Annotated in this window: 10 protein-coding genes; 6 read left to right on the top strand and 4 right to left on the bottom strand. The window is 38.5% G+C overall.

The features are described 5' to 3' along the window. Positions 1 to 110 precede the first annotated feature (110 nt). Positions 111 to 299 (top strand): hypothetical protein, encoded by a 189-nt coding sequence (locus tag JXQ92_RS15570; protein ID WP_421987560.1) that lies wholly within the window; start codon positions 111 to 113, stop codon positions 297 to 299. Between the two features lie 37 nt (positions 300 to 336). On the opposite strand, the gene queG is transcribed toward JXQ92_RS15570, so the two are convergent. After that, positions 337 to 1,272, bottom strand: a complete 936-nt coding sequence (gene queG / locus JXQ92_RS15565; protein ID WP_421987559.1) for a tRNA epoxyqueuosine(34) reductase QueG — start codon at positions 1,270 to 1,272, stop codon at positions 337 to 339. Continuing rightward, positions 1,272 to 2,300 (bottom strand): Holliday junction branch migration DNA helicase RuvB, encoded by a 1,029-nt coding sequence (gene ruvB, locus JXQ92_RS15560; RefSeq protein ID WP_421987558.1) that lies wholly within the window; start codon positions 2,298 to 2,300, stop codon positions 1,272 to 1,274. Before ruvB ends, queG begins: the two co-directional genes overlap by 1 nt. Positions 2,301 to 2,419: 119 nt before the next feature. On the opposite strand from ruvB, the gene JXQ92_RS15555 reads away from it, so the two are divergent. From JXQ92_RS15555 to JXQ92_RS15535, 5 genes are all read left to right on the top strand, one after another. After that, positions 2,420 to 3,445: an FAD:protein FMN transferase gene (locus JXQ92_RS15555; protein ID WP_421987557.1), complete on the top strand. Its 1,026-nt coding sequence runs from the start codon at positions 2,420 to 2,422 to the stop codon at positions 3,443 to 3,445. Between the two features lie 79 nt (positions 3,446 to 3,524). Next, the gene (locus tag JXQ92_RS15550) at positions 3,525 to 4,271 is read left to right on the top strand and encodes a ZIP family metal transporter (protein WP_421987556.1); all 747 of its coding nucleotides are present in this window, start codon (positions 3,525 to 3,527) and stop codon (positions 4,269 to 4,271) included. A 75-nt stretch (positions 4,272 to 4,346) separates the two neighbouring features. Continuing rightward, on the top strand, positions 4,347 to 5,588 hold the full coding sequence (locus JXQ92_RS15545; RefSeq protein WP_421987555.1) for a DUF4221 family protein: 1,242 nt from the start codon (positions 4,347 to 4,349) through the stop codon (positions 5,586 to 5,588). 85 nt (positions 5,589 to 5,673) lie between these two features. Continuing rightward, on the top strand, positions 5,674 to 6,906 hold the full coding sequence (locus tag JXQ92_RS15540) for a DUF4221 family protein (protein ID WP_421987554.1): 1,233 nt from the start codon (positions 5,674 to 5,676) through the stop codon (positions 6,904 to 6,906). 58 nt (positions 6,907 to 6,964) lie between these two features. After that, positions 6,965 to 7,852, top strand: coding sequence for a cation diffusion facilitator family transporter (locus JXQ92_RS15535; protein ID WP_421987553.1), 888 nt, complete (start codon positions 6,965 to 6,967; stop codon positions 7,850 to 7,852). Between the two features lie 73 nt (positions 7,853 to 7,925). On the opposite strand, the gene JXQ92_RS15530 is transcribed toward JXQ92_RS15535, so the two are convergent. Together JXQ92_RS15530 and JXQ92_RS15525 are read right to left on the bottom strand one after the other, a co-directional pair. Continuing rightward, a complete protein-coding gene (locus JXQ92_RS15530) occupies positions 7,926 to 10,295 on the bottom strand; it encodes a ribonucleoside-diphosphate reductase subunit alpha (RefSeq protein WP_421987552.1) in 2,370 nt (789 codons plus the stop codon). A 36-nt stretch (positions 10,296 to 10,331) separates the two neighbouring features. Beyond that, positions 10,332 to 11,333: a ribonucleotide-diphosphate reductase subunit beta gene (locus JXQ92_RS15525; protein ID WP_421987551.1), complete on the bottom strand. Its 1,002-nt coding sequence runs from the start codon at positions 11,331 to 11,333 to the stop codon at positions 10,332 to 10,334. Between the last annotated feature and the right edge of the window lie 67 nt (positions 11,334 to 11,400).

Genomic DNA, 11,400 nt, shown 5'->3' with positions numbered 1-11,400 from the left:
CATCAAAGATAGATTCATTTTTAAAAGAGAATAACCATTGGTATAATTCGTTCGTATCAATGGTACGTCCTTAACCGGATTTTAGATTCATAACCCTAAAAGTTCTTAACATGTTGGAGTATTTCAAGCTTATCCTCTCAAAGGTTAGTTTTGATAAAAGATTATTTGAGAGAGAGTTAAGAAAAGCAATCAAGTCACTCGTTGAAGATGAGTTGAATGAGCTTAAAAACTGGTGTTACACTCATTTTGGGCAAGTTTACGGACCCATTATCGATCGTCAATTCGTGTTGGCACCTTAACCAAATCATTAAACTAGCCCGTCAGAAATGATGGGCTTTAAATTTTTTTAAGGAATTCTAAGTTCCTTTTTAGCCCACTAAACTTTGTCCTTTTTACAGCAGATCCTTTAAAAGCTGTTCTGAAAACTTCTTCTGTTAAATCTTGCCAATTATTGTTAAATAATTCTAGCAACTCCTTTTTTGGCGAAAATGTTGGCTCCATGTGTTTTTTAGAGAACCGATTCCATGGGCAAACATCCTGACATATATCGCAACCAAAAGCCCAGCCTTCCATTTTATTTTTAAACTCATTTGGGATACTATCTTTTAGCTCAATTGTGAGGTAGGAGATACACTTACTCGCATCTAGTTCATACGGTGTTATAGCATCAGTAGGGCATGCATCGACACACTTGGTACATGTGCCACAGTAATCTTTGATTGGTCCATCCGACTCTAATTCTAAATCGATGATTAATTCAGCAATGAAAAAGAAGCTGCCCTGATTTTTATTGATCAGCAATGTATTTTTCCCAATCCAGCCTAGGCCGGATTTTTCCGCCCATTGACGTTCCATCACAGGGGCAGAGTCTACAAATACTCTTCCTTCAATATGGCCAATCTTAGTGTTTAGCTCTTCCAGAAAAGTTTTGAGTTTATCTTTTATTACAAAATGATAGTCCGTGCCATAGGCGTACTTGGCTATTTTATGATTGGGAGGCTTTTCTACCGATAAGTCTGTCTCAGGGTAATAGTTGTAAAGTAATGACACCACGCTTTTAGCACCCGGCACTAGTTTAGAAGGGTCAAGCCTTTTATCGAAGTGGTTTTCCATATAGCTCATTTTTCCATGAGCGCCACTTTTAAGCCATGCTTCCAGTTTAGGAGCTTCGTCAGCGAGAAACTCTGCCTTTGAGATACCACAGAAGTCAAAGCCGAGCTTGCTAGCAATTGCTTTTACGGTGTGGGTATTATTTGAAATTTGGTTATTCATCAACCAAATAAAGTCCCGGTATTACCTGGTTTCTTCAGTTTTAAATGATTGTAAGCCAAGTCGGTAGCTTCTCTTCCGCGAGAAGTCCTTTTAAGAAAGCCTTCCTGAATTAAGAATGGTTCGTAGACCTCTTCTATTGTTTCCGCTTCTTCGCTTACTGCTGTGGCAATGGTAGAAATCCCGACGGGTCCACCTTTAAACTTCTCTATAATAGTAGATAGAATGCGGTTATCCATTTCATCTAGGCCATGCGAATCGACGTCTAATGCATCTAATGCTAATTGACTTATGTCTAACGTAATGGTACCGGTACCCTTAATTTGAGCAAAATCTCTTGTTCTTCTTAATAGATTATTTGCAATTCTTGGGGTGCCGCGACTTCTACGTGCTATTTCAAATGCCGCATTTTCTTTAATAGGGGTATTTAGTATTTCTGAAGAACGCTGAACAATTAGCGTTAATAGTTTGGAATCATAGTATTCTAGCCGAGCATTAATGCCAAATCGTGCGCGAAGTGGGGAAGTTAATAACCCTGAACGTGTGGTAGCGCCTATTAAAGTAAATGGATTCAGGGTGATTTGTACCGTTCTAGCATTTGGCCCAGAATCGAGCATAATATCGATTTTATAATCTTCCATTGCCGAATAAAGATATTCCTCGACTATTGGGTTTAATCTGTGAATTTCATCGATAAATAAGACATCACCATCTTCAAGATTTGTAAGTAAACCGGCCAAATCACTTGGCTTATCCAATACAGGACCAGAAGTCACTTTGATTTCTGAACCTAGCTCATTCGCAATGATGTGAGACAGTGTCGTTTTTCCAAGGCCTGGAGGTCCGTGGAGCAGCACATGATCCAATGGCTCTGCTCTTTGCTTAGCAGCTTCCACAAAAATCTTCACGTTATCCACGATCTTTTTTTGTCCCGTAAAATCGTCAAAACTTAATGGTCGTAATGCTCGGTCAATGTCCTTTTCTATAGGATTCAAGTCGTCATCACTCGCACTTAAATAATCCTCACGCATGCTAGAAATTTTTTACAAGATAAAAGATTAAGATCGATGATGCTTTCTTCTGGGAAGTTTAATCTTTTAGCGCTGTTCTCAGTTTAGTTTTGGGCTATCTTTGTACCAATTGTTTGGCGATGGATAAGAATACTAAGTCTAGAATTTATTTGTTGGTTTTGATGATCGCGATATTCGTTGTTTGGAAATATCGAGAGGCTCAACCAAAAGAGGTCTATGTCAAGGGCATGACCATGGGTACGATTGGCTACAATATCAAATACCTAGATGCGCAAAACAGGAACTTCAAAAAGGAAATTGATTCTTTGTTGAGGGACTTTAACCAAGCCCTTTCTACCTACATCCCAGATTCGGAGATTTCAATTTTCAATCAGAAGGGTGATATTCAATTCTCTTCCCCATATTTTTATCAAGTATTGGAAGCAAGTAGGAAGGTAAATGCTGAATCAGAGGGAGCGTTTGACCCCACTATCGGCCTATTGATTGATGCTTGGGGATTTGGAGATGGTAAAACACTTCGGTTGGATTCTGTCCAAGTCGACTCGCTACAATCGTTGATTGGTTTTGAAAAAATAGAATACAATCAATCGGGGGCAAAAAAGTTAATTCCGGAAGTAAAACTCAACTTTTCAGCCATCGCTAAAGGTCAGGCTATCGATGTAGTTGCTGATTGGCTATCATCGATTGGTATTAATAACTACATGGTGGAAATAGGGGGCGAAGTAAGGGCAAAAGGTAGAAATCTTGAAGGCACGCTCTGGAAAATTGGTATAGAAGTGCCTGATGAAACACGATTGGGTGGTTTGTTTGATGCTGTATATCTTGACAATCAAGGTTTAGCTGCATCAGGCAATTACAGAATATTTAGAATATTGGATAACGGAACAAAGGTTGCCCATACGATTGATCCCATCACTGGTTTCCCGAAAATGCAGACTTTACTGAGCGCAACAGTTTTAGCACCGAGCTGTATGCTTGCCGATGGTTACGCAACTGCCTGTATGGTTATGGGATTAGAAAAAAGTATTTCATTGATAGAAAATGATCCGACTCTTGAGGCATACTTAATCTATGCAGATGAAAAGGGAGACTTGATTACCTACGTTTCGCCAGGGTTGAAAGAGAAGATTATCGGAGATTCTTAAACTCCTTTTGAACCTTTCTTAGTTAAAAATCATTTTCTTTTCGATATTTGCAATTCTGTTGCAAAAGTGACGAAGAAAGATGATTATTAATGCGTTCATATTGTTCTTAAGTGTAGCCCTACCAGGTTTACTACTCACTAGAATGAAGTCATTCAGTCAAAAGCGCATTGGTTACTTTTTAGTATTTGCTGGTGCGTACCTTTTTTCGATGACGGTGATTCATATCATTCCAGATTTGTTTTTGAGTGAAGAGGATCCTTTTAAATTAGGTTTATACATTCTCATTGGGTTTTTTCTTCAGAAGATTCTAGAGAATTTTTCCAATGGTGTCGAACATGGTCATGTCCATAGTCATGGCGGCTATTCCATACCATACCTTCTGATTGCTTTAGGCCTACATTCTTTTTTGGAAGGAAGTATTATGACTGATTCTATCCATTCTAATCATAGGCCAGATTCTGTTTATAGTCATGGTAGCTCTCCTAAAATACTTTTAGGGATCGTGATGCATAAAATCCCGGCTGCCCTTGCACTGATGGCTCTTTTAGTGGCGCAATTAAAGAATACTAAGAAGGCAGTACTATTGCTTTTAGTATTTGCCTTGGCCTCGCCACTTGGCTTATTCTTTTCTGAGTTCTTCGGGCATTCCGATGTGCTACCCGAACGTTATTTAGTTATCTTTTTTGCCGTTGTAGCCGGAAGTTTTCTTCAAATATCTACTACGATTTTCATAGAATCTGACCCGCACCATAAACTGAATTGGAAGCGCTTTTCAATTTCAATACTTGGCGCACTTGCCGCTGTTGCTGCTCAAATAGGTTTTTAAAGGTTAACCATAATTAACACGCGCTCTTTGTGTATTTCTAGATTGCGCTCTATCTTCTTTAAATTTCACATGGATATGGATTTGACAATGGCCAGAATTTATCGATTACTATGCCTCACAATATTATGTTCTTTATTTTATTCATGCGGAAAGAAAGAAACAGTCAGTGCGGATTCTAATGCGGATGATAAGGAAATACCGCAAGTAGTCGAAATAATTGATGGAGGTATAGTGACGCTGAAACTCGATTTAGATGCCAATTTTCAGTTTCTATCAGAGCTCCGAGGAATAAATATGGAAGGTAAAGATTATGTCACCTTCTATACTAGAAATGCCAATGCCATTTATTTATATGATGCGCTAACAGGAGAAATTGTGAAGAAAACGGTAATGGATACTGAAGGACCTAATGCTGTGAAAGGTCATTTCAGAATGTCGTATTTCTATCATTCAATAGATTCAATTTTCGTTAATGGGTTACCACTGGGGCTATATTTGGTTAGCAGTGATGGCCAAGTGCTTACCAAAAATAACCTAGGTCTTCATCAAGAAATAGCAAGGTTTGACAGCCCAAAACCAATGTTCGATTTTGCGTCGTTTTATAAAAACGGGAAGATATCCTTGGCAACTGAATCCATGCTGAATGATATTAAGACCAATGAACGGGTTCAATACGATTTCGAAAACGATCTACTTGGTGAGGAATCTATTAAAACCGATTTAATCATCAGTGATACTGAGGAGGCGAGGGAGATAAAAAAAGAGAGAAGGCGAAGGGGAGATCTTACACTCAATAGATTTAGGTTTTTTTCTGATAATGGTGAATACCTTTTTGCCAGTCACGTAATTTCAGACACTATTTATGCTTTTCAAGATGGGGAGCTCAAGAAAAGCATTTATGCCGGCGTTCCGGATGTGGATATTGCAGACTACGCGTCCTATGCTACAGTAAGAACTATTGAAAAGTTCAAGAATGGAATGGGTGCTATAGAGAACCCCAAGCAAGACCCTCAGTTTAAGAATACTCTAATGTCGCCAGATGGTAAGTGGATATACAGAGTACTTTATCATGCGACGAAGCCAAAGATTGAAGAGGGTTCTGATAGACCAAAACCTGAAGTTACGGCCGCTACTTTGGTGGTTTTAGATTTGGAAACAGAGAACTTGACCTATTTTGAATTACCGGTTAATGAAGTCGAACTGGGCATACCAATGAATCGACACGTTTTCGTAACCAGTAGAGGTATTCATTTCAGGGTTTTGGACCAAGAAAATGAAGATGAGGTGCAGTTTAGGTTATTTCGATTAAATAGGTAGGAGGTTCATCATAACTTAGGATTTAATTTTTTTAACTAAATTGATAGTTGGTGTTTTTGCCCCTAAAGTTTATCGATTATGCATTATGAAAGCAAAACTTCTTAACCATACTGGCTGCATGCTATTTCTTTCTTTCTTCGTTGTCTCCGCCTGCGGAAAGCGTGAGAAAACTGTAACAGATAACGCTGATGCGGAGAATACTTCAATTACAATTGTTGATGGTGGAATAAAAACTTTCTTACTCGATAATGAAGCGGACTTTCTTAACCTCCAAGGTTTAAAATTATCCAAAATTGATGGTAAAGAATACATGACATTCTATGGTAGGCAAGCTCATGCTATATATATGTATGATTACCCTGCATCAAGTTTGTTTCGAAAGATCAGTTTTAAAAAGAATGGCCCCAATGCTATTATTGGTGGACATGAATTCTTTTTCCATACCATGGATTCAATTTTCATTAAAACTGGTTCAGGTGTTAAGTTGATAAACAGTAAGGCAGAGATACTTACTAAAAGGACGGCTGGTAGCAGGCAAAAAAATGGAATAACGGTAATCTCTTCTGATGTTCCAATACTTCATTTCGACAATGTCTCCAAGTTTGATAATGGTCGAATTGATATGATAATGACACTCTTTAACAGAACGGGGGAAGATTATGAACGGGCAATTTTTGATTTTGAATCAAACCAAAGCGTCGATGAGTTTATTCAAACGAAAGTACTGATAAGCAACTTTGATGAGATTCTGAATGTGAATGAAGAGCGAAGGAAAAGAAGACAGTTCAATGGTCTCTTCTCTAGACATTTTGCCAGTAATGAGAATAGCCTGTACGGTACAACACCCATTTCGGATAGTCTTTTTGTGTTCGAAGGTGGCAAGTTATTGAAGACTATTTACGCTGGATCCCCATCAGTTCAAGTTGCAGACTATACATCATATGCAGGTATAAGAATCGCAGAGCATTTCAAAAATGGTATGAGTATCTCTGAGAATCCCAATCAACCTCCGTACTATGTGAACACACTAATGTCTCCAGACGGTGATTTTATATTCAGAGTGCTTTACCATGGGACAAAACCAAAGTTTGTTGAAGGTAAAGAAGCAGCAATCCCAGATCTTCGGGGTGCAACTTTAATAGTGTTGGATTTGGAAACAGAAGAACTTGTTTATTATGACTTGCCAGTTGCTGAAATTGACCTTGGTATACCAGACAATCGTCATGTATTTGTCACTAATCGTGGTATTCATTTTAGAGTTTTAGATCAAGAAAATGAGGATGAAGTACAGTTTAGGTTGTTCGAGTTGAAACGCTAATTATCTTACTTATTAATTTTGAAGCCTTGTTGCACCGAGATATATCTTATCTTAGAATATGGGCCACCATCACCATCATGCTGAACATAGCCATGGGTCTAAGAACCTGAAGGTTGCTTTTTTCCTTAATCTGTCTTTTACAATCATAGAGTTTATTGGTGGACTGCTAACTGGAAGCTTGGCTATCTTATCTGATGCCTTGCACGATTTGGGTGATAGTATTAGCATTGGTCTGTCTTGGTACTTTCAGCATCTTTCAGATACTAAGGACAGTAATCAAAAGTATACCTATGGTTACAAGCGATTCTCGCTTTTAGGTGCAATTATTAATGCAGGTATATTATTGGTGGGGTCTGTGATTATTATTAGCCAAGCTGCACCACAAATATTTAACCCTGGAGAGGTTGATGATCAAGGAATGCTCATCATTGCCATATTTGGTGTGATTGTTAATGGTGCGGCTGTTTTAAGGCTGAAAAAAGGCAAATCTATGAACGAACGTGTAATTCGTTTACACTTGCTAGAAGATGTTCTAGGCTGGATTGCTGTATTGCTGGGAAGTCTATTGATCATGTATTTTGATTGGCAATTTATCGACCCGCTTTTGTCAGTATTGATTGGTATTTTCATTGTATATAATGTCATCGCTAACTTAAAAAAGAGTTTTTCGATCATCTTACAAACCACACCAAACGATGTCGATATTCCAGCTATTCACAATGGATTAAAATCAATATCTGAAATCATTGATGTACACGATTGCCATGTTTGGTCAATGGACGGTGAGTATCATGTGCTATCAGCTCATGTTGTTTTAGATAAAGTGTATTCTCTTCGAGAACAGACAGATATTAAATCTAAGGCTAAGTTGTTATTAGCCGATTTGAATATTAAGCATTCAACGCTGGAATTTGAGGAAGATGGCGAAGAATGTGAAGGGTGCTAATGATGTAAAGGCATAAAAAAACCCTGACCATTTGGTCAGGGTTTACTGTTAGCAATAATTAACCCCAATTATACTAACTACCACATGCTTCACAAGAATCTGGATCATCTAGTGAGCAAGCCATATCAGCTGCTTTTTGTTCAAGCTGTGCTGCTGTAGGCGCGCTTGCTGCGGCTTTATCAACAGTAAACTGAATGGCACTTGTGGCTGCCTTTGATCTCAAGTAATACATACCTGTTTTCAATCCTTTCTTCCAAGCATAGAAATGCATAGAAGTTAACTTACCAAAATTCGGATCTTGGATATGTATGTTTAAGCTTTGCGACTGACAGATATAAGCTCCTCTATCAGAGGACATTTCGATAATTGATTTTTGTGAAATCTCCCAAACTGTTTTATACAAGGCTTTAATGTCTTCTGGAATATCTGGGATATTCTGAATCGATCCTTGTGCTGCAATCAGTTTATTCTTCATGTCGCCACTCCAAAGTCCTAATTTGATCAAGTCTTTCATCAAGTGTTTGTTCACAATTACAAATTCACCTGAAAGTGTACGTCTTGTATAAATATTTGACGTGTATGGCTCAAAACATTCGTTGTTTCCAAGAATCTGAGAAGTTGATGCAGTAGGCATTGGTGCAACTAGCAAAGAGTTTCTAGCACCGTGTTTCTTCACATCTTTCTTCAGTGAATCCCAATCCCATAAACCTGAATCTGGAGTAACTCCCCACATGTCGTATTGGAAGATTCCTTTAGATACTGGAGAGCCTTTAAATGTTTCGTAAGGTCCTTCTACTTTAGCCAAATCTTTCGAAGCAGTCATTGCAGCGAAGTAAATAGTCTCGAAGATATCCTTATTCAACTTTCTAGCTTCTTCAGAATCAAACGGCATACGCATTAGAATAAATGCATCTGCTAACCCTTGAACGCCCAAACCGATTGGTCGGTGGCGCATGTTCGAGTTCTTTGCTTCTTCAACTGGATAGTAGTTCACATCAATTACCTTATTAAGGTTCATGGTGGCTACATAGGTTACATCATAAAGTCGTTGGAAATCATACTCGCCTTTTTCTTCATTGACATACATTGGTAATGCAATGGAGGCAAGGTTACATACGGCTACTTCATCTGGTGCAGTGTACTCAATAATTTCTGTACAAAGGTTAGATGACTTGATGGTACCTAAGTTTTTCTGATTCGACTTTTTATTTGCCGCATCTTTATAAAGCATGTATGGTGTTCCAGTCTCAATCTGAGCTTCTAGCACTTCGAACCATAGGTCTTGTGCTTTAACAGTCTGACGTCCTTTACCTTCTCGCTCATATTTTTCATAAAGCTTCTCAAACTCATCTCCGTAAACGTCAGATAAGCCTGGGCATTCGTTAGGGCATAATAAAGTCCAGTCTTCATTAGCCTCAACTCTTTTCATAAATAGGTCTGGAATCCAAAGTGCATAGAATAAATCTCTTGCTCTTAATTCTTCTTTACCGTGGTTCTTTTTCAGATCGAGGAAATCAAAGATATCCGCATGCCATGGTTCCATGTACATAGCGAAAGAACCTTTTCTTTTTCCTCCACCTTGATCAACATAACGTGCAGTCATGTCAAAGTTTCTTAGCATTGGAACAACTCCATTTGAAACTCCTCCAGTTCCTTTAATGTACGATCCTTTAGCACGCACATTATGAATGCTTAGCCCAATGCCTCCAGCGGATTGAGAAATTTTAGCACATTGCTTTAATGTATCATAAATACCATCAATGCTATCATCCTTCATTGTTAGCAAGAAACAAGAAGATAATTGTGGTTTAGGTGTACCTGCATTGAAAAGGGTAGGTGTAGCATGAGTGAACCACTTTTCAGAAAGTAGGTTGTAAGTCTCTACTACTTTTTCTAAATCTTCTCCATGAATACCCACTGCTACACGCATCAGCATGTGCTGAGGGCGTTCAACAATTTTACCATCGAGTTTCATTAGGTATGAACGCTCTAAGGTTTTAAAACCAAAGTAGTCATAGCTAAAGTCGCGATCGTAAATGATTGTTGAATCTAAGGCCGCTGCATTTTTCTTTACTACACCGTAAGTTTCTTTCGAAATCAATGGTGCATTTTGGCCGGTTTTAGGGTCTACATAAGTATAGAGCCTTTTCATGGTGTTTGAAAATGACTTACTAGTTGTTTTATGTAGGTTAGATATCGCTATCCTAGCAGCTAGTTTGGCGTAATCTGGGTGGCGAACTGTCATAGTTGCCGCAATTTCTGCCGCAAGATTATCTAGTTCGGGTGTGCTCACACCGTCAAAAAGACCTTCTATAACTTTCTTTGCAACGTCGATTGGCTCAACGAAGTTGGAATCTAAGCCATAGGAGAGTTTTTCGACCCGAGCGGTGATTTTGTCGAATTTGACGGACTCGCGTCTGCCATCTCTTTTTATTACTAACATTATTTATTGGGGTTTGGGGGTATTAAATATTTTTTCTTAGAAGTCGGCATCAAAAGACAACGATCGTGAATCCGATGTATCGTCTTTATCTTTCATAACTCCTGCTTTCTGGTAATCTCCAACTCTCTTTTCAAAGAAGTTAGTTTTCCCTTGTAGTGATATCATTTCCATGAAATCGAACGGGTTGGTTGAATTGTAGACCTTTTCGCAACGAAGCTCTACTAAAAGTCTGTCCGTAACGAACTCTAAGTATTGAGCCATTAGATCTGAATTCATACCGATCAATCTTACTGGTAGAGATTCTGTTATGAATTCTCTTTCGATTTCAAGTGCGTCTAGAATAATTTCTTTGATTCGCTCTTGAGGTACTTGGTTGATGAGGTGCTCATTGTGTAAATGAACGGCGAAATCACAGTGTAATCCTTCATCTCGCGAGATGAGCTCATTAGAAAACGTAAGCCCAGGCATCAATCCTCTTTTCTTTAACCAGAAGATTGAACAAAAACTTCCTGAGAAGAAAATTCCTTCTACTGCTGCAAAGGCTATCAATCTTTCAGCAAAAGATGGGGAATCAATCCACTTAAGTGCCCACTCGGCTTTCTTTTTAATGGCATCGAAAGTTTCGATAGCATTGAAAAGCTCATTAGCTTCTTGTGGATTCTTAATGTAAGTATCTATTAATAGTGAATAAGTTTCTGAATGGATGTTTTCCATCATGATCTGGAAACCATAAAAGAACTTTGCTTCAGTATACTGTACTTCATTTACGAAGTTTTCTGCAAGGTTCTCATTAACAATACCGTCAGATGCGGCGAAGAAAGCTAAGATGTGTTTTATAAAGTATTGCTCGTCTTCGGTGAGTTTATCATTCCAATCGGTAAGGTCTTGGTGAAGGTCAATCTCTTCTGCAGTCCATATACTAGCTTCTGCTTTTTTATAGTACTGCCAAATATCATCGTGTTGTATAGGGAAAAGAACAAAACGGTTCTTGTTTTCCTTTAACAAAGGTTCCTGCGTAGCAGCCGTCAATTCACTCATGTCGATCTTCAGTTATTGGGGTCTTAATAATAATAAGTCACGTGGAAGAAGTGAACTTCTTCACATA

Origin of the sequence: Roseivirga sp., from assembly GCF_049099775.1 — a bacterium.
Classification (GTDB): domain Bacteria; phylum Bacteroidota; class Bacteroidia; order Cytophagales; family Cyclobacteriaceae; genus Roseivirga.
Note: the sequence above shows the minus strand (reverse complement) of the source record. Positions and strands in the feature narration are given on the sequence as shown.

What these genes read in the sequence shown, in the direction of transcription:
- JXQ92_RS15540 (WP_421987554.1), top strand. Translation starts at nt 5,674, where the DNA reads ATGAAAGCAAAACTTCTTAACCATACTGGCTGCATGCTATTTCTTTCT.
- JXQ92_RS15555 (WP_421987557.1), top strand. Translation starts at nt 2,420, where the DNA reads ATGGATAAGAATACTAAGTCTAGAATTTATTTGTTGGTTTTGATGATC.
- queG (WP_421987559.1), bottom strand. Translation starts at nt 1,272, where the DNA reads ATGAATAACCAAATTTCAAATAATACCCACACCGTAAAAGCAATTGCT.
- JXQ92_RS15535 (WP_421987553.1), top strand. Translation starts at nt 6,965, where the DNA reads ATGGGCCACCATCACCATCATGCTGAACATAGCCATGGGTCTAAGAAC.
- JXQ92_RS15550 (WP_421987556.1), top strand. Translation starts at nt 3,525, where the DNA reads ATGATTATTAATGCGTTCATATTGTTCTTAAGTGTAGCCCTACCAGGT.
- JXQ92_RS15570 (WP_421987560.1), top strand. Translation starts at nt 111, where the DNA reads ATGTTGGAGTATTTCAAGCTTATCCTCTCAAAGGTTAGTTTTGATAAA.
- JXQ92_RS15525 (WP_421987551.1), bottom strand. Translation starts at nt 11,333, where the DNA reads ATGAGTGAATTGACGGCTGCTACGCAGGAACCTTTGTTAAAGGAAAAC.
- JXQ92_RS15530 (WP_421987552.1), bottom strand. Translation starts at nt 10,295, where the DNA reads ATGTTAGTAATAAAAAGAGATGGCAGACGCGAGTCCGTCAAATTCGAC.
- ruvB (WP_421987558.1), bottom strand. Translation starts at nt 2,300, where the DNA reads ATGCGTGAGGATTATTTAAGTGCGAGTGATGACGACTTGAATCCTATA.
- JXQ92_RS15545 (WP_421987555.1), top strand. Translation starts at nt 4,347, where the DNA reads ATGGATTTGACAATGGCCAGAATTTATCGATTACTATGCCTCACAATA.